Genomic DNA, 19,949 nt, shown 5'->3' with positions numbered 1-19,949 from the left:
GTGCCAGGCAAATAATTGGTACATTCAAAAGAAAGCGCCGTGGCCGGTACGTCCGACAGCCCCGGACAGTCGCTGCGAGAGGACCCGTCGTGTGCAGGATCTTCGGTTCATTCGCCACCGCCACGACCGAGTCGGAGCTCGCGGTCGTCTCCGCCCGTCAGCGCCACGGCGGTCCCGACGCCCAAGGACTGTGCGTCGGGCCGGACTGGTCTTTGGGATGCGACCGGTTGGCCGTCACCGATCCGGACGGCGGCCGCCAGCCGTACCGGCTCTCCGCCGGCCCCGAGGCCCACGGCATTCCCGGTGCCCCCGGCATCGTCGCCGTGTTCAACGGCGAGCTGTACAACCACCACGAACTGCGCCGGCGCCTGGCCGGTCGGGGACACACCTTCCCCGACCGGTGCGACGGCACGTTGCTGCCCGCCCTGTACGCGGAGTACGGCCTCGGCTTCGCGGAACACCTGGAGGGTATGTACGCCGTGGCTCTACTGGACCTTCGGGACCGCGCGCGGCTGGTCCTCGCCACCGACGACCTGGGGATGAAACCCCTCTACCACCACCAAGCCCCGGACGGCGCCGTCCACTTCGCCTCCGAACTCCCGGCGCTGCTGGCCTTCGACGGCGTCCCCGTCGATCCCCGCCCCGAGGCACTCGACGAATACCTCACCACCCGGGCCTGTATGGGCGAGCGGACCGCGTTACGAGGGATCGCCGTGCTGCCCCCCGGCACCACCGCCGTGGCCGTCGGGCGGGACGGGCTGCGTACCCACCACCGGCGCGCGTTCGCCACCCACACGGAGCCGGACCGCAGGGACCTGCGAACGCCGGGCGCCGGACTCCGCCGCACCCTCCGCCGGGAGGTCCACCGGCTCGCCCGAGCGGACCGCCCGGTCTGCGTCGTCACCAGCGGTGGCCTCGACTCCGGCCTCGTCACCGCGCTCGCCGCCGAACAGGCCCGGGTCGCCGGAAGCCTGCCCGTACACAGCTACCACCTGACGTACCGGGGCAGATGGCCACACTCGGAACACGGCTACGCCCGGGCCGTCGCTCGGCGTTGCGGGACCGTACACCACCAGGTCGAGGCGGAACCAGCACGGTTCCCGAGCCTGCTCCAGCGCACCGTGCGGCACCTCGGACAGCCCAACGCCGACCCGATCACCCTCAGCAGCCTCGTGCTGTACGAGGCCATCGGGCGGGCGGGCTTCGCGGTGACCCTGACCGGGGACGGAGCCGACGAGTTCTTCGGCGGGTACGACCGGGTGCGAGCCGCCGTCGCAGCCCCACCGGGGAGCGACTGGGCAGAGCCGTACGTGGAGGCGCTGGCCGCGGTGCCGCGGTCCCTGCGCGAGCGCTTGTACACGCCCGAGTTCCACACGCTCCTCCGCGAACGCCAGGCCACCGCCGACCGCATCGTCGCCGGTCTGCGGGCCGACGCCACACGGAACCAACTGGACCAGCGGCGTCAGAAGCACCAGCGGCACATGTGCGAGCGACGCGCCCGGCTGGACGCGCTCACTCGTTTCGAGACCACGCGGCGGCTCCCCGGGTACCACCTGCGCCGCACCGATCACCTGAGCATGGCGGCGGGTGTCGAAGCCCGGCTGCCGTTCTGCCAGCCGGCCGTCACCGCCTGGTCATCGGCCCTGCCCGTCGCGGGCCGCGAGGGGAAGCGCGCACTGTACGCGGCGGGGCGCGGACTCCTGCCGGACTCCGTACTACGCCGCTCCAAGCAGCCGTTCACGCTGCCGGTGGCCGCGATGCTGGGCCCCGGCCAGCCCCTGCTTGACCTGGCCCGCGACGTGCTCACGCCGGCCCGCCTGCGGGCTGACGGCCGGCTCTCGTCCCGGCACGTCTCCACCCTGCTGGACCGGCAGACCCGCAGGCCCGCGCCGGGCACCGCGACGGCCGTATGGGCGCTGCTGGTGCACCAGCTGTGGCAGGAGCAGCTGGCGGAGCTCGCCTCCGGAAGCCCGGGCCACGGGGGCGTGCCGGAGCAGGCCGCGGCGTGATCGGTCATACGGTCCGGGTCCACGGCGCTCCCTGTCCCACGTTCGTTTTGGCCGGCCCCTTCCCACACCAGGAGACGGAACTCTCGGCTCTGTTGGGCCGGGTCCGACGACGGCTGGTGGCCGACGGGAGCGGGCACGTGCTCAAGTTCGCCCTCGTCAACCCCTCGGCGGACGCCGGTCACGACCTCGATTACCGGTTCGCGCAGTGCCTGCCCGGAGCGCCGGAACAGTTCGACCTCGGGGCCGGCTGCGGCCACTCGATGCTGGCCTCGGTCGCCGCGCTGGGCTGCCGTGGTCCGGTGCGGGTGCGGATGCTGAACACGGGGGAGCGGGCGGTGTGTTCGCCCGACGGCGCCGGCCGGCTCCGGCTGCGGTTCGTACACGATCCGCCGCTGCCGACGCGCCGGTTGCTGACCACCGGACGTCCGGTGGACTCGCTCTCCTTCGACGGTCGGCTTCTCCCGGTCTCCTTGGTCGCGCTCGGCAATCCGTATGTCTTCGTGGACGCCGCCCGGTTGGGCTTCACCAGCCTGGAGGCGCTGACCCGCGCCGACCATCGGCTCCTGCGGCGGCTGGAGCGGTTGCGCGGCGCCGCGGCACGCCGGTTCGGGCTGCATCTGGGACGTACGCTGCCCAAGATCGCCGTCGTGGGCGCCTTCCGGCCCGGGCGGCTCGCCGTCCGGGCGGTGACCGTGCCGGGCTGGCATCCGGGCATCGCGCTCACCGGCGCGGCCTGCCTCGCGGCAGCCTGCGCGGTCGAGGGCACCCTGCCCCACGCTCTCGCCCGTGCCTCGGGCTGCTCACCCGCCGCGCTGCACCTGGACACCCCCGGCGGCCCCGTTCTCGCCACGGCCGACACCGGCGTGTCCGGGAGCGCCGGGAAGGTGCTGTACGGGACGGGCGTCGGGCGCAAACGGGCCACGGTCCTGCGGACGTACACGGACCTGGCGCGATGGCGTACGTACGCCACCGCGTGAACGCGCCGCGGCCACACGTCGATTACCCGCCCGGCCTCTGCCAGGATGATGAGGACACCCCGCACGGGAATGCCCCCGAGGAACCGGAATCACCGGAAACCCGGTCCACTGGAAACCGAATCCATTGTCCTGGCCGCGTGCCAGGGAACGGGGAAACAGGTCGAGGATGAAATTCGATAACCTTCGCGTCGTCGTTACCGGCGCTTCACGTCATTTCGGTCGCGGACTCGCCGTGGGATTCGCCCATCTCGGGGCCGAGGTCTATGTTTCGGCGCGCACTCTGGCGGCCGCCGAGCAGACCCGCGCCGATGTCGTCGGCGCCGCCCGGGACCGTATCCACGCCTTCGGCTGCGACCTCAGCAGAGCCGGTGAGATCAGGAACTTCGCACGCCAGGTCTTGGAACGCACCGACCGCGTCGACCTCCTGGTCAACAACGGCGCCCGATGGCTGGACGGGACGGCGCTCGACGACGCGTCGGACGAGCAGATCATGGAGACCATCGAATCGACCGCCGGTGGGACCGTACTGATGGTCAAGCACTTCCTGCCGTTGCTTCGGTCCAGTAACCGGCCGGACATCGTCAACATGGTTTCCGTCTGCGGAACGGCGGGAGAGGACAACTCCCGGGCACACGAGGCGTTCTACGCGGCGAAGAGCGCGCAGGCCGGATTCGCCGACATCCTCTCCCGGCGCTTGGGGCCCTCCGGGGTCCGGGTGTTCTCACTCTATCCGCCCGACTTCTCGACCTCGGACCCGAAGTTCTCCGAGTGGGAGGGAACTCCCCGTGATCCCGACAACAAACTCACCACGCAAGCACTCTTCGAATGCATCGTCTACGCGGTCGAGCAGCCGCGGGACTTCTTCATTCGCTCGTTCCACTTCGAACCGCGCTGACCGCGCTGACCGCGTCAGACTCGTGAAGGAGGTTCGTTCATGACCGGGCCGATCTGGATCACCGCGACGCCGCCCGCCACGGACGGCGAACTGCACGTCGGCCACCTCGCCGGCCCCTACGTCGCCGCCGACATGCTCAGCCGCTTCCTTCGCGCGGACGGCACGTCGGTGCTGTTCACCACGGGTACCAGCGACCACCACAGTTCCGTGGAGGTCAAGTCGCTGCGGGTCGGACGCAAGCCCGGCGAGGTCGCCGCGGGCTACCGTGAGTCCATCGCCGCGGACTGGCTGAGCTCGGGCGTCGAGTTCGACGACATCGTGCATCCCGGTGCCTCCACGGCCTTCGTCGGCTGGATCAGGGAGCTGTACGGACGGATGGCGGCCGAGGGCCTGATCGTCCCCCGCACCCGGCCGCTGCCGTACTGCGCCCCCTGCGACCGCTGGTTGTACGGCGCGCACGTCGTCGGTAACTGCCCGCACTGCGAGGCCACCTGCGCCGGGGGGATGTGCCACGAGTGCGCGCGCCCCAACGACTGCGGGGACCTGCTCGACGCGGAGTGCGCTCTGTGCGGTGCCGAGGCACGGCCCCGCCGCTGCCGTCGCCTCTATCTCCCGCTGGAACCCTTCCGGGAGCGTCTTACCGAGTACTGGTCCGAGGGAGCCGGAATGCCGCCGCGGCTCGTCGCCATGTGTCGGCAGCTGGCCGAGGACGGGCTGCCCGAACTGGCTGTCAGCCACCCGGGAGAGTGGGGTGTACCCGTGCCGGTGGCGGGCTTTCCGGAGCACCGTGTCGACGCCTGCTTCGAGGCGGCCGCGCTGCACCTGTACAGCTACTCCTTCGACGGGCGGCCAGAGCCGGACCGGACCGTCCACTTCTGCGGCTTCGGCCACGCCTTCAGCCACGCGGTGCTCCTGCCGCTGCTGATGTTCGCGAAGGGCCTCAAACTCCCGCAGGACTTCGTCGTCAACGAGTCGTACCTCCTGGCGGAGCCGGCGGTCGGGAGCGGCGAGCCCCCGTTGTGGGCGATCGACCTGCTTGCCGAGCATGGCTCGGACACCCTGCGCCGCCACGTACTCCAGGAGCGTCCCGCCGCCCGTCGTACGGCCTTCAGTCACGAGGAACTCCGCCGTACCCGGACGCTGTTGGACGCGTCCTGGAACCGGTGGCTGAGCGGACTGTTCACCGCGGTCCGACAGGAGTGCGGAGGAGTCGTGCCGGACGCCGAACCGGGCGGAGTCGGTTGGCCCACCCTGCTCCGTCGCCTGGAGCGGACGGTGGAGGACCTGCGTGAGGCCCTCGGCCCGCAGGACCTCGACCCGAGGCGTGCGGTGGCCGTACTGGACGAAGCGGTGCGCTGCGTGGCCGTCTTCGGCGACGTCAACGCCCCCGACCTGGGCCACCCCGAGGGCGGGGCCGAGCGCCAGCGTGCGCTCGCGGCCCAGCTCGCCGTGGCGGCCGCGCTCACGGCGTGGGTACGGCCGGTCATGCCGGAAGGCGCGGACCGGCTCGCCGCCGCGCTCGGGCTCGCCCCCGGCGCCCCGGTGACGGCCGCGGCGTTGTCCCCGCCACCGCCGGGGAGCCGCCTGGCACCGCCCTCGGGTCCCGTCTTCGGGTTCTGAGAACGCTCCATCCCGCTTCACCCTTCCGGGCAACCGGGAGTCCGCATCGCCCGCCGCGTGCCTGGGCGTCGGTACGCGGCGGCAGCGCACGTGGCCCTACGTACAGGGAGTCCACGTGACCTCAGGCCCGGCCGCGAACCGCCCGCTGCGCGTCGCCATGCTCAGTGTCCACACCTCACCGCTGCACCAGCCCGGAACCGGCGACGCCGGCGGGATGAACGTCTACATGCGCCAGCTGGCCCGGTGCCTCGCCGAACAGGACGCGGACGTCGACCTGTTCACACGGTGCGGCGCCCAGGGCCAGCCGCAGCGCGTTGACCTCGGCCCCGGAGTACGGGTGCGAAATCTGGTCGCGGGCCCACGCGCGCCCCTGGCCAAGGAGCAACTACCGGACCGGTTGGCGGAGTTCTCGCTCTCGTTGCTCCGCAGTACCGATCCCGACCGGAACGGTCGCCCGTACGACGTGGTCCACTCGCACTACTGGCTCTCGGGACAGGTCGGCCGGATCGCCGCGGCGCACTGGCGGATACCACTGGTGCACACCATGCACACGCTCGCCCGGGTGAAGAACGCCGCACTAGCCGAGGGCGACACCCCGGAACCGGAACACCGCGTGCAGGGCGAGCACCGGGTGATCGGCTCGGCCGACCGGCTCATCGCCAACACCCCCGCCGAAGCCGAGGCGCTCAGGTCACTGTACGGCGCCGCGCGTACGGACGTGGTACGCCCAGGCGTCGACCTGCGGATATTCCATCGGGGCGACGGACGTGCCGCGGCCCGGGACCGGCTGGGGATACCGCGGCACGCCTTCGTACCGCTGTTCGCGGGCCGTATCCAACCGCTCAAGGGGCCCGACGTGCTGCTCCGGGCGGTGGTCGAACTGCTCGGGATGGCACCGGGACTGCGGCGCAGGCTGCTGGTACCCGTCATCGGCGGACTGAGCGGTACCGGCACCGCGGAACCGGAGCGTTGGCACAAGATGTGCGCCCGAATGGGTATCGCGGACGTCCTCCGGTTCGGGGGAGCGGTGCCGCAGGACGTGCTCGCCGACTGGTACAGGGCCGCCGATGTCGTCGTGATGCCTTCGCGAAGCGAGTCCTTCGGACTGGTGGCGCTGGAGGCCCAGGCATGCGGAACCCCGGTCCTGGCCGCGGCCGTCGGAGGTCTGCCCACCGCCGTGTGGGACGGCGTCACGGGGCTGTTGGTGGCAGGCCATGATCCGGTCGACTACGCGCTGCGCCTGCTGTGGTGGGCCGAACGCCCGGATCTGGTGGAGCTGATGGGCCGCGGTGCCGTACGGCATGCCTCCGGGCTGAGTTGGGAGCGTGCCGCGAAGGAGACCCTCGACGTGTACCGGGCCGCCCGCGAGGCGCTGACGCCCCGGGGTTAGGGGGAGGGGCAGAGGCGGCGGCACGTCTCTGCCCCAGGTGGCTACCCCCTCCTGGAGGCCAGGGGAAGCCACTCCAGAAGCCTAGCAGTTTTTTTGGGAGTTAAAAACTATGCTTCAATCAAAATGAGTGGTTCGGAGTGCGGCTGACCCTCTTCCTCGTTTCCCTCCCGGGAATTTTGTCGCGTCCTTGCCATGGCGTGAGCACGAACCCCGAAAACTCTGGTGAGCGGACCGGCGAGGGGCCATTATTTAAGTGTCACCCCGGAAACCCGGCGGCACGGGTGGGGAGGCACCGACCTTAATGGCTTCCATATCCTGGAGGATTCATGACCGCCGCACTCCACACCAGCAACCTGCGCCCGGTTCTCGTTCGCCTGTTCGCCGCGACCCTGCTCTGCTCGGCAGTTGCCGTCCCCTCCGCGGTGCTGGCGCTCGACGAGGCGCCGGTCTCGCAGCGGTCCGTGGAATCGTCGCCGGGGAGCGAATGGCCCATCGCTGGGAAGTAGAATGTAGGAAGTAACGGCAAGGGGTCGGGGTCCGTTCCGCAGGGGACGGGCCCCGACCCCTTTTTGCGATCGCCTAAGCGTCTACCCGACCCAGTTCGAGGGTGGATTACTCGGAAAGTCCTCGGATCAACGACAGTCTGGACAGTCCCCTTTGAAAGTGATCTCAACGGAGTCCAGATTCCAGCCCCGGAGGCGTTTGCGTGGGATTTCCTCGGGCGTCACCGAAATGTTGACCACCTGGCCGCAGGTCACGCAGAGTGCGTGCTGGTGCGGTGTGTCGCCGATCTCGAACACGGCGGGCCATCCCGGGCGGTCGAACTTGGTGACCAGTCCGGTGTCCAGGAAATGCCGAAGCATGTCGTAGACGGCTTGGCTGGTCAGCGTGCCCAGCCGGTCCCGGGCCGCGTTGGTGATCGCCTCGACGTCCAGGTGCTCGCCCGAGGACAGGACCCGCAGCACCTCGAGCCTCGGCCCGGTGACGCGGAGGCCGACGTCGCGGAGCCGCTGAATCATCGCCTCGTCTGTCTGTGCCGTTTCCCGTGCCATCGCTCCGCCCTCTTGCGGGGACCAAATGTTTGTCAACATCGTACAACCGGCCCCGGTCAAGAAGTGGAGCGCCCGCCCAGGCTTAGTCCAGCCAGCCGAGCCGGGTGGCGCGTACTCCGGCCTCGAACCTGCTGGAGGCGCCGAGCTCCTGCATCAGCTCGGAGAGCACCCGGCTCACCGTCCGGAGGGAGACCCCGAGACTGCGGGCGATCTTCTCGTCCTTCATCCCGGAGGCCAGCATGCGCAGCGCGGCTCGCTGCTGTTCCGTCAGCCCGTCGCCGCCCTGCTCGGGCGTGCTTTGCTCGCCGTAACTGGTGGCGGTGTGCCAGCAGTACTCGAACAGCGCCAGATACGAGCGTACGAGGGCGGAGCCACGGGCGAGTATGGCCCCCGCGGAGGTGTCCTCCGGGTCGACGGGCAGCAAGGCGAACTGCTGATCGGCCAGCACCATGTCCATCGGGACCACGGGTGACAGCCGAACCTCCACTCCCAGCTCCACCTTGCGACGGAAGTATTCCGCCTGTTCGGGCACGGAGGCGAACCGGCGGTTGTAGACGGCGCGGACCCGCACTCCGCTTTCCAGCTGGCGTCTGTCCCGGTCCAGGGCGCGTTCCGGGATCTCGCGGCGCAGCGCCCCCGGGTGCAGTGAGGCGAGGTCGTGCTGGATGACATCCGCGATGTCCTCCAGGACCTGCTGTATCCGCCGGTAGTCGGTGAGGACCTCGACCTCGACCTGGGCCTGGTCGAGGGTGCCGGCGCGCAGGAACCGGGCTGCTAGGTGCTCCAGTCGCTCGTAGGCTTCGTCGGCCTCGGTCAGGCGTTCCCGCAGCCTGCGCTGCTCGCGTTCCAGCAGCCGGAGTAGGGCGATCTCCGGAGCGATCACGGCGACGGCGTCCGTCTCCTCCTCGGGACTGCGTCCGTCGTCCAGCGCCAGTTGGCTGTCGTGCGCGGTTCCCGTCGGGACGATGAGTCCCAGTGCCACCAACTCGGCTCGGCTGTCCGCGATCTCGTCCGGGGTGAGTCCCAGGTCGGCGACGGACTCGGCGAAGCTGGACGCCCCGCGGCTGCGCAGTGCCTGATAGAGAGTCAGCGTCACGTCGGTCACATCCGAACGCCCCCCGGACCTGATTCCCGCCACGGTGCCGCAGACTCCCCTCGTCGCCTGGTGTGCCCCTCGGAAACTATGTCACATGAGGCGGCATTTACCCTCGACTCGGAATTCCCCTGTGACGCGCGTCACATGACGCGTTACGGTGCGTGTGGTCCCGCCGGGGGAGGCTCGGAATCCAGGGGCGCGCAGACGAGTAGGACGCTGCGCGTGCGCCGGTCGAGTCGATGTCTGTTCGTCACGACGACACGGAGGCCCGCGGCGCGAAGGTCCTCGTGCAGCCGCGCCGGTTCGACGATCCACTTCTCGGTGGTCAGCCGCACCCGGTGCGCATGGCCCTGCGCGGAACGCTCACAGTCGTAGGTGACCAGTTCCCGTACGTCCGACGGGAAGAACTCCTGACGATACCGCACGCGTTCGGTGACCTCGTCGAACCGGGGGACGTGGAAGGTGCTTTCGCGACGTGGGTGGTCGCGAAGTTCTGAGGCCTCGTGCACGGTGAAGTCGAGAGCCAGTGTGCCGCTCCTGCCGAGACACGAGGCGATCTCGCGGAACACTCCGCGACGGGCCTCTGGCGGAATGGTCGCGACCATGGCGCCGGCCAGCACCGCGAGTCGGTAACAGCCGCTGAGTCGCAACTCGGTGAGATCCGCCTTGGTGGTGGTCACCAATCGGTTGACCCGTGGCCCGAAACGGGCCGCCCAGGACCGCAATTGGGCCAGGCTGGGCGCGTCCCGGTCCACCGCTTCCACGCTGAACCCGTGCCGGGCGAACGGGACGGTCAGCCGCCCGGCTCCCGACCCCAGATCGAGGACCGGGCCTCCGGTCGCGCGGGCGAGTCCGAGGTAGCCGACGATGTCGGCGCTGAACGGCCCCAGCACGGAACCCTGGAGCCACAGGTCATCGGGTGACAGCGGAGCCATGGACTCCAATCCGGGAAGCCACGAGTGGAACTCCGGGAAATCCGCCTCCCGGGGGAAGAGTCGTGGCACCGAACCCGCCGCGGGTTTACAGCCGCTCGAAGGTCTGCACGAGGGATCGAGCAGGGCCGGCCTGCCGGCGCTGGTATGTGCGTCCATCGCTCCTCCAGGAAGGTCGGTCGGCCGGTCCCCTGCCAATCCGGGCGGGGCACCCGTGCCGCCGGGGCCGCGCCGTATGCCACACATCGTGGCCCGGGCCTGTGGGTGGGAGCCAGCGAACGCGACTGCGTGTCCACGCGATGGCGTGGATCTGCCAGGAAGCGGCGACCGACCGGATGGCGACCGGTCAGAGGTCCCGCAGGCAGCGCAGCGTGTCGTCCTGTTCCGGCTGAGGGTCCTGGAGTTGGAAGCCGTGGTGACGCAGGAAGGGCAGCAGGGGGTCGTCCGGGGAACGGACAGAGATGGCCTGGCGCCGAGCCCGGTGTGTCTTCTGCTGGTCGGTGGCGGCCGAAAGCAGTTGGCTGCCAATTCTCCCGCGACGATGGGCAGGCGCGGTGCATAGGGAGTAGACCTCCCCCGTCTCCGATGACGGAACGCCGCCCGCGACGGCGCCGACAACCGTGCCGTCGGCGGTCACTGCCACCAGCCAGCCGAGCCAGCCCGGAGTTCCCCCCGGAATACCGATTTCCGCGCGAATGCGCGGCAGGGAGCACTGCTCTCCGATCATGCGCAACAGGGTGGCTTCTGCTAAGTGGTCCGTGTAGCTGGCTCTGATTGCCTCAGCCAATACCCTGGACACCGCGGAGGCCTCTGCTGGGACTGCTCGCCGCACGTCGACCGGCGTCATAGGCCTAGTACCTCCTTGCGGCGGCCCTCTTCCCGCATGCCGACCCTAGCGGCGTGAGCGGCGCGAAAACAGGGGTATGGGTGGGAATTGTGAGCCGCCGTTGATTTGGTCAGATGAATGAGAATAGCGGGGACGGAACGAAAGGGCGAACCGGGGCCTGTCTACTGAATTCCTTAGTAAATTAGTAGTTCTTGGGTTCGTTTCGACCGCGCTAGGCCGGGAGAGTGCAACAGGCCGCGAGAAGCGGGACCGTGGGTATGGCGGAGAGGAAGAGGCACAGCAGTCCGCGGGGTACGGTGCGGTTCGGCCGCTGCGGCCTGACGAGGCGTCGGATGCGAAGCGCCGCCGACGGACCACCGGCGGCGAGCGTCTCCCGTGGGGCCTGCCCCGCTGCCATAACGTAGAGCGCGGCGGCCAAGGCGTCGCGGGAACAGCGGCGTAACGTACGGTCGTCAGCTGCCAGTTCCATCAGGAGCGGAACCTGCGACCGAATGTGGCGCGCCAGCGGAAGCGGACCGAAGACGGTTCCGAACGCCTCGGCGGCCGCCACCGGGATGTGGTGACGGCCCCTGATGTGCGCCCACTCGTGGGTCAGTACGGCTGCTAGTTGTGCCTCGGTCAGGTTGTGTAACGCCCCGGAGGTGACCACGACTTGGGGCGTGCGTCCGGGAAGGCAGTACGCCACGGGGGAGTCGTGGTCCAGCACGGTCGCCGGAATCCCGCCCATCCGACGCCCCACCAGCCGCAGTGTCGAGGCGTGCTGGTGCCGGCTCCGTGAGGAGCTGCGGAGCTTCCACAGCACGGCGGCGGCGAATGGCACGATCAGAAGGGCCGTCGTCACCAGGACGGGGCCCACCTCCGAGTTCTCGCCCGTCCATGGCTGGCACGCCGACAACAGGCTCAGCAGATGGTGCCCGGCGTCGCTTGGTCGCAGCACCTGCGACAGGGCCACACCCGAGGCGCCGACGAAGATGACGCTCAGCGCGGCCCAGGTCGTGGCGGCAAGCCGGGGCACCTGGTGGGACCACTCGGACCTGGCGAGGAGCTCTGGCGTGAAAACACCGCTGCCCAGGACCGTGAGGAGGAGGGGCAGGAGATGATGGCTCACTTCAGTGCGCCGGACGGGCCGGACTGGTCCCGGGAGCGTAGGGCGGCGTCGAGGGCCGCCACGTCCTCGCTGGACATCTCCTCGACGAAGCAGAGCAGCGCGGCGGAACGGTCGTTACTGCTGCCCAACGCGTCCTGCATCAGAGCGGCGGTGTACCACTCACGGGAGTGCACCGGTTCGTACACCCAGGCGCGGTTGACCTTCTCGCGTCGGACCCAACCCTTGCGATGGAGGATGTCGGCCACGGTCATCACGGTGGTGTAGGCCACGGAGCGGCTGTGGTTGATGTCGTCGACGATGGCGCGCACCGTCCCACGTCCCCAGTCCCACAGCCGGTCCATGATCTCGCCCTCCAGCTCGCCCAGCCCCCGCACACTTGCCTCCTGCTTGTTCGCCGGTCGGGGAACGCCTCTTATCGTACGACCAGTTGACAGGGCCACCCGCTTCTCGACACCGGGCCCCGGGTCAGGCTCGTACGAGCCGCGCGATGGCGGCCGATGCCTCGCTGACCTTCGCCTCGGCGCGTTCCCCACCCTGTTCCAGCGCGTCGCTGACGCAGCAGTTCAGGTGTTCGTCCAGCAGCGCCAGCGCGCAGGACTGCAGCGCTGACGTGGTGGCGGAAACCTGGGTCAGTACGTCGATGCAGTACGTGTCCTGCTCGACCATGCGTTGGAGTCCCCGGACCTGCCCCTCGATGCGGCGCAGGCGGCGAACGACGGAGTCCTTGTGCGGTGCGTAGCCGGCCACGGTGCCCTCTTCTGGTGGTGGGTCGTCACGGAGAGACGCGCTGTTCGGTCGGGCCGAGGGGGCGCCGTCCGGCAGGGCGGGCCGGTCGCCCCCTCGGGCTGTGCGGTGTCCGCGTCAGTCCGCGGCCCGGAAGGTGCGCAGCCGCATGCTGTTGGCCACGACGGACACCGAGGAGAAGGCCATGGCCGCCCCCGCGATCATCGGGTTCAGCAGGCCCGCGGCGGCCAGCGGCAGGGCCATCACGTTGTAGCCGAACGCCCATGCCAGGTTGGACTTGATGGTGGACAGCGTCTTGCGGGACAGGCGAATGGCGTCGGCGGCGGCACGCAGGTCGCCCCGTACCAGGGTGAGGTCGCCCGCCTCGATGGCGGCGTCCGTGCCCGTGCCCATCGCCAGGCCCAGTTCGGCCTGGGCGAGCGCTGCCGCGTCGTTGACGCCGTCGCCGACCATGGCCACCGACCTGCCCTCGTCCTGGAGCCGCTTGACGACATCCACCTTGTCCTGGGGCATGACCTCCGCGATCACCTCGTCGATGCCGACCTCGGCGGCGACGGCCTCGGCCACGGCGCGGTTGTCCCCGGTGAGGAGTATCGGGGTCAGCCCGAGGGCGCGCAGTCGCCGGATCGCGTCCGCGCTGGTCGGCTTGACGGCGTCGGCCACCTCCAGTACGGCCCGCGCCTCACCGTCCCAGGCCACCGCGATGGCCGTACGTCCGGCTGCCTCGGCCTCGGACTTGGCGCGGGACAGCTCGGCGGGCAGCTCGATGACCCACTCCTCGAGCAGCTTCTCCCGCCCGACGAGCACGGCGCGGCCCTCCACGACGCCCTGCACGCCCAGCCCGGCGACGTTGGTGAAGTCCTCCGGAGTGGGAAGCGCGCCGACCTTGTCCGTGGCGCCGGTGGCGACCGCCTGGGCGATGGGGTGTTCGGAAGCGTGCTCCAACGCACCAGCGAGGCGCAGCACTTCGGATTCGTCCTGACCGTCGGCGGTGTGCACCGAGAGCAGCGTCATCTTGCCGGTGGTGACGGTGCCGGTCTTGTCCAGCACGATCGTGTCCGCCTTGCGGGTGTTCTCCAGTACCTCGGGGCCCTTGATCAGGATGCCGAGCTGGGCGCCGCGTCCCGTGCCGACCATGAGCGCGGTGGGTGTGGCCAGGCCCAGGGCGCAGGGGCAGGCGATGATCAGGACGGCGACGGCCGCGGTGAAGGCCGCCGTCAGCTCCGAGCCGTTGCCCAGCCAGAAGCCCAGCGTTCCCAGGGCCAGCGCGATGACGATCGGGACGAAGACCGCGGAGATGCGGTCCGCGAGCCGCTGAGCGGCGGCCTTGCCGTTCTGCGCCTCCTCGACCAGCTTCGCCATCCGGGCGAGCTGGGTGTCGGAGCCGACGCGGGTGGCCTCCACCAGCAGCCGGCCTCCGGCGTTGAGGGTGGCGCCGGTCACCGGGTCGCCCACGGCGACCTCGACCGGCACCGACTCGCCGGTCAGCATCGAGGCGTCCACGGCGGAACTGCCCTCGATCACGGTGCCGTCCGTGGCGATCGTCTCGCCGGGCCGGACCAGGAAGTGGTCGCCGACGGCCAGTTCCTCGGTGCGGATCAGCTGCTCGCGACCGTCCCGCAGGACGGTGACCTCCTTGGCGCCCAGTTCGAGCAGCGCCTTGAGCGCCGTACCCGCCTTGCGCTTGGAGCGGGCCTCGAAGTAGCGGCCGGCCAGGAGGAAGGTGGTGACGCCCGCCGCCGCCTCGAGGTAGATGTTGGCTGCGCCGTCCGTACGGGCGATGGACAGCTCGAAGGGGTGCGTCATCCCCGGTTCGCCGGCGGTGCCGAAGAACAGCGCCCACAGGGACCAGAGCAGCGCCGCCGACGTGCCCACCGAGATCAGGGTGTCCATGGTGGCGGCGCCGTGCCGGGCGTTGGTCCAGGCCGCCTTGTGGAACGGCAGCGCTCCCCAGACGACGACCGGGGCCGCCAGCGTCAGCGACAGCCACTGCCAGTACTCGATCTGCAGGGTCGGCGCCATGGCCATGGCGATGACCGGCAGGGATAGCAGCGTGGAGACGATGAGCCGCTCCCGCAGGGGCTTCAGCTCGTCGGTCCCGCTGGGCGCTGTTTCCGAGCCGTCCGAGCCGTCCGATACCGGCCCGGTCTCCTCGCGCTTGGGTGCGGGCGGGGTGGCGGAGTAGCCGGTGGCCTCGACGGTGGAGATGAGGCTGCTGATCTCCAGGTCGCCGGTGTAGGTGACTTTGGCCTTCTCCGTGGCGTAGTTGACGGTGGCCTCGACCCCGTCCATACGGTTGAGCTTCTTCTCGATCCGGGCGGCGCACGAGGCGCAAGTCATACCGCCGATGGCGAGTTCGACCTCGGCTGTGCCGGGTGTCGTCGTGGTCATCACTGCTCCTCGGGCTGAGAGCGGGGTCCGGGTGCCTGGGCTGCCCTGCCCGTCCGGACGGGCAGGGCACGGCAGGTGCGGCGCCGATGGTTCAGGCGCGGCCGGTCAGGTCGTAGCCGGCTTCGTCGACGACGCTCGAGATCAGGGCGTCGTCCGGCTCGCCGGCGGTGTTCACGGTGACCCTGCCGTTGTCGACGTCCACGTCGACGCGGATCACGGATTCCAGATCACCGATCGCTTTGGTGAGCGTGGACTTGCAGTGACCGCAGGTCATTCCGGAGACCGCGTAGACGGTCTCGTGGGAGTCCGCGACGGCGGTCTCGGTCGTGCTGGTGTGGCAGCTGCCGTCGGTGGTGCAGCAGTCCGACATGGGTTCCTCCGTAGGATCAGCAGATCGAAATACCCAGTAGGGGTATCTGTTTCTGGGAGTCATGTATACCCCCTCGGGCTATCCGTTCGCAAGCGCTGTGCCGCTTTGCGCGGCTACCCCATAGGGGTATATTGAAGCGGTCTCGACGGAGGGACAGGACCCGACTAGGGAGTGCCATGAACACCGGAATGAAGATCACGGCTTTCGCCGTCACGCTGGCCGCCACCTTCGGTGCCGCATACGGCGTCGGCAACGGCGTCGACCCGGTCTCGACCGAGGCCGATGCCGCCGCTCACGGGCAGCACGGCGACGGAGCGGACGGAGGGAAGGCGAAGGGTGGAGGGAAGGAGGGCGGTCACGGGCCTCCCGGCGGCCTGCAGGTCTCCGAGGACGGCTACACCCTCGCGCTGGAGACCGAGCGGCTGGAGGCCGGGAAGAAGGAGGAGCTGCGCTTCGAGGTACTGGACGAGGCGGGGAAGCCCGTCACGGAGTACAAGCGCGAGCACGGCAAGGACCTGCACCTGATCGTCGCCTCTCGCGGGCTCACCGAATACCGTCACCTGCACCCGTCGCTGGCCGAGGGCGGCACCTGGAGCACCGACGTCGAACTGCCCGAGGCGGGCGACTACCGGGTCTTCACGGATTTCATCCCCGGCGACGAGGCTGAGGGCCTCACTCTGGGCGCCGACCTCGCGGTGGGCGGTGACTACGACCCCCCGACCCTGCCCGAGGAGTCGAAGACCGCCACCGTGGGTGATTACGAGGTCACGCTCGACGGCGATCTGACCACTGGCCAGGGCACCGACATGCGCTTCACCGTGGAGAAGAACGGCAAGCCGGTTACCGACCTCGATCCGTACCTCGGCGCCTACGGACACCTGGTCGCCCTGCGCGCCGGTGACATGGGCTATCTCCACGTCCACCCCAACGGCACGCCTGGCGACGGCGAGACCAAGCCCGGCCCGGGGATCTCCTTCATGGCGACGGCGCCCACGGCTGGCGACTATCGGTTGTTCCTCGACTTCAAGCACGAGGGTGAGGTCCGGAACGTGTCCTTCACCGTGCCTGTGGCGGCTTCCGACGACGGTTCGGGGAAGGAGCAGGCACCCAGTGGGGGCGAGGAGGAGAAGTCCGGCGGCCATCAACACTGAGCGCGCCGACACGTACCGCGTGCGACCCGGGCGTCAAGCGCTCCGGTGCGCACTGTGCGCCACCTTTCACGCAGCAGGCACTGTGCCCCGGCGGTTCTCTTCCCGCCGGGGCACAGTGCCTGCTGTCGGTGTGTGATCAGTGCCCGGAAGCGGGTCGTGCGGCGCACGCGCAGCCGGCCGAGGAGCTCGCGTTCCTACTGAGATGCTCGGCGCCAGCCTGGAGCAGAGCTACGGCCGTCAGGCGGACGATCGGATGGTTCAGTGCGTGCTTGACGGTTTGGATGGTCGGCGTCATGGCGCCCCTCCGTTCGGCAGATGACAAGACTCCAATATACCGGTGGGGGGTATAATAGTCGACGGCTCAGCTCGATCGACGTGGGGAGTCGCGGGTGGGCTTCTGGGTATGGGCCGTGCGGCGGCCGGGGCGTGGGTGGGGGGTGGCTCCACTTCATCGGCTCCAGTGGACGCCTGCGGTGCGGCCGGGTGCTCTCATCGCCGCGACCCTTGTTCCCGGGATGGCGCGGCGTCTCCGCGCCTGCTTCCGCATATGCCCCTAGGGGGTACTTGTCCTTTCGTTTTCAGTGTGGGTACCATCGATGTGTCATATACCCCGGGGGGGTAAGGAGACATGATGGCGCAGCAACACATCAAAGCGGCTGAGGGCGTGTGGAGCGGGCAGGACCCGTTGCCGGAGTGGCGTTTGCGGGGTGAGTGGTTCGACGTGTGCAGTTGCTCCACTCCGTGCCCCTGCACGTTCGCGCAGGCGCCGACGCACGGGGACTGCATGTTCACCCTCGTGTGGCAGATCCACGAGGGGCACCTGGGCGACGTAAGGCTGGACGGTCTGGGCGTGGTCGCGCTCGGCGAGTTCGCCGGGAACATGTGGGTCGGTGATCCGGACGCGACGATGACGGTGATGTTCTACATCGACGCGAAGGGCGATCAACGCCAGCGTGACGCGCTGGAAGCGATCTTCCGCGGCAACATGGGCGGCTGGCCGGGCAAGTTCGGTGCGCTGATCAGCGAGGTCCGTGAAGTCCGGTACGCGCCGGTGCACTTCGAGGCTCCCGCGGACCTCTCCTACTGGCGGGCCGAAGTGCCGGGCCGGGTCGAGGTCGGGGCCACCGCCTTGACCGGTCCCACCGCAGATCCCGACCGCCGCGTACAGACCGTCAACCCGCCCGGTTCCGAGGTCGGCCCCGGACAGGTGGCCACCTGGGGCGTGGTGAGCGCTGATCACGCGGAGGGCTTCGACTTCTCGCACCCCTACCGTGGAGGCGGCAGCAAGCACATCCCGTTCGACTGGCGTCCCTGACCTGGAGCCCTCGACGCACGCGCCCGGTGGATCCCTGGCGCGTGCGTCGAGAGGCGGCAGCGGCGGACGAGGCCGTGTCTCGACGGCGAGCTTCGAAGGGGCACCATCGATGGGGCACCTTCGAACCGCCGGCAACCACCCGGCACTTCTCCGGTACTCTCAGCCGGGTCGAGAGAAGCGGAGTCACTCGTACGCGCTCACCTTGACTCTCCGGCCGTCAGCTTGCATTCGCGAACGCATTCCGGTGGGTGTGGAACACGCCCGACCAGGACAGCTCAAAGACCGGATACGACCCTCCTTCCCGGTAGTGCCTGAATCGGCAGCCGTGGGACGTGGCGAGGAGATCCACGGTGTCCACGTGCTTCCTGACCCGGGTCGTCATGGCCCCAGCCGTGAGGCGCAGCCAGTCGTGAGCGAGCTGTCCGAACTCGGAGCCCGGGACCCTCACACTCCGCCGTCTGTGACCGCGTAGCGGGAAGGGAGCGGTTGGGCTGTCTCCCGCTGATTGCCGGTTGACCGGTCAGCTCCTTCGGTGCTTGATCGTCAAGCGGCCGTAGCCCATGTTTCCGGTGATCCGGATGCGTGGACCGTTCGACCCGCCGTGTCGTGAGGGCCGGTGGACCGGCTGCTTCCAACGGGCCTGCAGCCCCTCGTAGTCGACCGTCGCGTCGGCCGGCAGGATGACGCGTGCCCAGCCGTACTCCAGATTGAGCTCCACGTCGAGGACCGGGTGGTCGATGTACGCGCGGGAGTAGTCCAGCTTGACCTTGGCCATCCGTGAGGCGACCTTGAAGGTCCGCGGGGCATGCCACCGCCCGCGCCGCTTGACCTGGCCACCGATGGGGTTCACCTCGACCGTACGTCCGTCCTCCTTCGACGGCAGCGAGGCCAGGGCCGAGGACAGCTCTCCGTGTGTGGTCGCTGTGAGGGCCAGGTGCAGCCGTGTGTCCATCTCTTCCTGGACAAGATGGCCTTCGGCGAACGCGTCCTGGAGGCGTTCGACGGCCGTATTGCGGTCCATGTCTGTGACGCGCGGCGGTACGTTCTCCGGCACGGAGGGCATGTTCATCACCATAGCGGTCGGCCAAGACCTGGGACCTCCCGGCGTTCGACTGGTTGCGCCACGGGAGCGTGCACTCGACGGAGGGGAACCGTCGGAAGTGCTCCCGGGCGCGCAGGGCAAGGTTCGCAGAGAGCGGGGCCGCCCTTGTCTTCTGCCCCTTCGGCAGACAGAAGTACGGCCGGGCCTTCGCGTCCCAGCGAAGCTGCCGTTGGATGTGCACGACGCTGGCCTCGAAGTCGAAGTCCTCCTCGGCGAGCCCGATGGCTTCGCCTTGACGGAGCCCGGCCCCGAGCCCGACGTCGACCGCCAGGTGATACCGCTCTTGGAGGCCGGCTCGTACGGCGTCGACGGTCGCGCGGCGCCACGCTTTGGCCTTCTTCCGAGTACGCCTCGGAGCCTTCACCGACTTGAACTGTTTGCACGGGCTCTTGAGGATGCGCTTGTCGTCGACGGCCGCGTTGAAGATGGTCGTGAGGTGAATCCAGATCACCTCGGCCGTGGAGGCTTCGACCCGAGAGAGGAGCTGCCCCTTGAAAGTCCGGAGCGCCGAGGCGTCGATGTCACACAGCGGGAGAGGGCCGAGGAGCGGAATGATGTGATTCCAGATCCTGCTGCGCATCGGGGTGGCCGTGGACGGCTCGTCGGAACAGCTGGGCCACCAGTGCTCTTCGATGTAGTCAGCGAGGAGGATCGCACCGTCGCGTGGGTCGATGAACTCACCGCGCTTGGTGTCCGTCTGGGCGGATGCGAGCCACTGCTTCGCGTCCTCGGCCGTCGCGAACGAGCGGTCCTGGATCCCAGGGATACCTTTGACACGGTAGCGCGGCCCTTTCCCGTACTGGGATGTGCGCTCGCGCTTGCCGGTCTCCTCGTTCGGCCGCTTCTTGAGCCATCGGTCTTCTATGTAGCCAGGCAAAGGTCTCGCTGCTCCCCGGTAGGCACACGCGGAAGGTCCGCCGGTCGGTCGGTGTGAACCTGTTCCGAGGCGG

19 protein-coding genes are annotated in these 19,949 nt (G+C 69.3%); 9 read left to right on the top strand and 10 right to left on the bottom strand.

The genetic code is table 11. The features are described 5' to 3' along the window. Positions 1–89: 89 nt before the first annotated feature. The 6 genes from asnB (at position 90) to AN216_RS02660 (ending at position 7,397) form a co-directional block, all read left to right on the top strand. Positions 90–2,009, top strand: a complete 1,920-nt coding sequence (asnB, locus tag AN216_RS02685) for an asparagine synthase (glutamine-hydrolyzing) (RefSeq protein ID WP_070194940.1) — start codon at positions 90–92, stop codon at positions 2,007–2,009. 137 nt (positions 2,010–2,146) lie between these two features. Further along, the gene (locus AN216_RS02680; protein WP_170843007.1) at positions 2,147–2,986 is read left to right on the top strand and encodes a PrpF domain-containing protein; all 840 of its coding nucleotides are present in this window, start codon (positions 2,147–2,149) and stop codon (positions 2,984–2,986) included. Between the two features lie 166 nt (positions 2,987–3,152). Further along, positions 3,153–3,881: an SDR family oxidoreductase gene (locus tag AN216_RS02675; protein ID WP_070194938.1), complete on the top strand. Its 729-nt coding sequence runs from the start codon at positions 3,153–3,155 to the stop codon at positions 3,879–3,881. Positions 3,882–3,920: 39 nt separating this feature from the next. Beyond that, complete coding sequence (locus AN216_RS02670) at positions 3,921–5,501, top strand: class I tRNA ligase family protein (protein ID WP_070194937.1); 1,581 nt, start codon at positions 3,921–3,923, stop codon at positions 5,499–5,501. A gap of 157 nt (positions 5,502–5,658) precedes the next feature. Beyond that, a complete protein-coding gene (gene mshA, locus AN216_RS02665) occupies positions 5,659–6,891 on the top strand; it encodes a D-inositol-3-phosphate glycosyltransferase (RefSeq protein WP_079166183.1) in 1,233 nt (410 codons plus the stop codon). A 326-nt stretch (positions 6,892–7,217) separates the two neighbouring features. Further along, the gene (locus AN216_RS02660; protein ID WP_070194936.1) at positions 7,218–7,397 is read left to right on the top strand and encodes a hypothetical protein; all 180 of its coding nucleotides are present in this window, start codon (positions 7,218–7,220) and stop codon (positions 7,395–7,397) included. A gap of 126 nt (positions 7,398–7,523) precedes the next feature. On the opposite strand, the gene AN216_RS02655 is transcribed toward AN216_RS02660, so the two are convergent. From AN216_RS02655 to AN216_RS02615, 9 genes are all read right to left on the bottom strand, one after another. Then, the gene (locus AN216_RS02655) at positions 7,524–7,943 is read right to left on the bottom strand and encodes a Fur family transcriptional regulator (RefSeq protein ID WP_079166176.1); all 420 of its coding nucleotides are present in this window, start codon (positions 7,941–7,943) and stop codon (positions 7,524–7,526) included. An 82-nt stretch (positions 7,944–8,025) separates the two neighbouring features. Next, on the bottom strand, positions 8,026–9,081 hold the full coding sequence (locus AN216_RS02650) for a helix-turn-helix transcriptional regulator (protein ID WP_244502290.1): 1,056 nt from the start codon (positions 9,079–9,081) through the stop codon (positions 8,026–8,028). Between the two features lie 110 nt (positions 9,082–9,191). Continuing rightward, positions 9,192–9,974, bottom strand: coding sequence for a class I SAM-dependent methyltransferase (locus AN216_RS02645; RefSeq protein WP_070194934.1), 783 nt, complete (start codon positions 9,972–9,974; stop codon positions 9,192–9,194). A gap of 343 nt (positions 9,975–10,317) precedes the next feature. Then, positions 10,318–10,698: a GNAT family N-acetyltransferase gene (locus AN216_RS02640; protein WP_244502289.1), complete on the bottom strand. Its 381-nt coding sequence runs from the start codon at positions 10,696–10,698 to the stop codon at positions 10,318–10,320. Between the two features lie 331 nt (positions 10,699–11,029). Next, positions 11,030–11,926 (bottom strand): M56 family metallopeptidase, encoded by an 897-nt coding sequence (locus tag AN216_RS02635; protein WP_070194932.1) that lies wholly within the window; start codon positions 11,924–11,926, stop codon positions 11,030–11,032. After that, positions 11,923–12,300, bottom strand: coding sequence for a BlaI/MecI/CopY family transcriptional regulator (locus tag AN216_RS02630; RefSeq protein ID WP_070194931.1), 378 nt, complete (start codon positions 12,298–12,300; stop codon positions 11,923–11,925). Before AN216_RS02630 ends, AN216_RS02635 begins: the two co-directional genes overlap by 4 nt. Before the next feature lie 91 nt (positions 12,301–12,391). Then, positions 12,392–12,673: a metal-sensitive transcriptional regulator gene (locus AN216_RS02625; protein ID WP_070194930.1), complete on the bottom strand. Its 282-nt coding sequence runs from the start codon at positions 12,671–12,673 to the stop codon at positions 12,392–12,394. Positions 12,674–12,787: 114 nt separating this feature from the next. Then, positions 12,788–15,061, bottom strand: coding sequence for a heavy metal translocating P-type ATPase (locus tag AN216_RS02620; protein ID WP_070194929.1), 2,274 nt, complete (start codon positions 15,059–15,061; stop codon positions 12,788–12,790). Positions 15,062–15,152: 91 nt separating this feature from the next. Further along, a complete protein-coding gene (locus AN216_RS02615) occupies positions 15,153–15,431 on the bottom strand; it encodes a heavy-metal-associated domain-containing protein (protein ID WP_070194928.1) in 279 nt (92 codons plus the stop codon). Between the two features lie 176 nt (positions 15,432–15,607). On the opposite strand from AN216_RS02615, the gene AN216_RS02610 reads away from it, so the two are divergent. Together AN216_RS02610 and AN216_RS02605 are read left to right on the top strand one after the other, a co-directional pair. Next, positions 15,608–16,582, top strand: a complete 975-nt coding sequence (locus tag AN216_RS02610; protein WP_070194927.1) for a hypothetical protein — start codon at positions 15,608–15,610, stop codon at positions 16,580–16,582. 628 nt (positions 16,583–17,210) lie between these two features. Then, the gene (locus AN216_RS02605; RefSeq protein WP_244502288.1) at positions 17,211–17,897 is read left to right on the top strand and encodes a DUF1326 domain-containing protein; all 687 of its coding nucleotides are present in this window, start codon (positions 17,211–17,213) and stop codon (positions 17,895–17,897) included. Between the two features lie 520 nt (positions 17,898–18,417). Here the strand turns inward: AN216_RS02605 and AN216_RS02595 are convergent. After that, positions 18,418–18,960, bottom strand: a complete 543-nt coding sequence (locus tag AN216_RS02595) for a DUF1707 SHOCT-like domain-containing protein (protein ID WP_070194975.1) — start codon at positions 18,958–18,960, stop codon at positions 18,418–18,420. Between the two features lie 208 nt (positions 18,961–19,168). On the opposite strand from AN216_RS02595, the gene AN216_RS29005 reads away from it, so the two are divergent. Then, positions 19,169–19,933, top strand: a complete 765-nt coding sequence (locus AN216_RS29005) for a hypothetical protein (RefSeq protein ID WP_170843006.1) — start codon at positions 19,169–19,171, stop codon at positions 19,931–19,933. Positions 19,934–19,949 lie beyond the last annotated feature (16 nt).

This window comes from Streptomyces oceani (genome assembly GCF_001751245.1).
GTDB lineage: Bacteria > Actinomycetota > Actinomycetes > Streptomycetales > Streptomycetaceae > Streptomyces > Streptomyces oceani.
Note: the sequence above shows the minus strand (reverse complement) of the source record. Positions and strands in the feature narration are given on the sequence as shown.

Bases quoted from the DNA above. Each gene is read 5' to 3' on its own strand.
- AN216_RS02675 (WP_070194938.1), top strand. From the start codon at position 3,153: ATGAAATTCGATAACCTTCGCGTCGTCGTTACCGGCGCTTCACGTCAT.
- AN216_RS02670 (WP_070194937.1), top strand. From the start codon at position 3,921: ATGACCGGGCCGATCTGGATCACCGCGACGCCGCCCGCCACGGACGGC.
- mshA (WP_079166183.1), top strand. From the start codon at position 5,659: ATGCTCAGTGTCCACACCTCACCGCTGCACCAGCCCGGAACCGGCGAC.
- AN216_RS02660 (WP_070194936.1), top strand. From the start codon at position 7,218: ATGACCGCCGCACTCCACACCAGCAACCTGCGCCCGGTTCTCGTTCGC.
- AN216_RS02655 (WP_079166176.1), bottom strand. From the start codon at position 7,943: ATGGCACGGGAAACGGCACAGACAGACGAGGCGATGATTCAGCGGCTC.
- AN216_RS02645 (WP_070194934.1), bottom strand. From the start codon at position 9,974: ATGGCTCCGCTGTCACCCGATGACCTGTGGCTCCAGGGTTCCGTGCTG.
- AN216_RS02640 (WP_244502289.1), bottom strand. From the start codon at position 10,698: ATGATCGGAGAGCAGTGCTCCCTGCCGCGCATTCGCGCGGAAATCGGT.
- AN216_RS02620 (WP_070194929.1), bottom strand. From the start codon at position 15,061: ATGACCACGACGACACCCGGCACAGCCGAGGTCGAACTCGCCATCGGC.
- AN216_RS02615 (WP_070194928.1), bottom strand. From the start codon at position 15,431: ATGTCGGACTGCTGCACCACCGACGGCAGCTGCCACACCAGCACGACC.
- AN216_RS02610 (WP_070194927.1), top strand. From the start codon at position 15,608: ATGAACACCGGAATGAAGATCACGGCTTTCGCCGTCACGCTGGCCGCC.
- AN216_RS02605 (WP_244502288.1), top strand. From the start codon at position 17,211: ATGATGGCGCAGCAACACATCAAAGCGGCTGAGGGCGTGTGGAGCGGG.
- AN216_RS02595 (WP_070194975.1), bottom strand. From the start codon at position 18,960: ATGCCCTCCGTGCCGGAGAACGTACCGCCGCGCGTCACAGACATGGAC.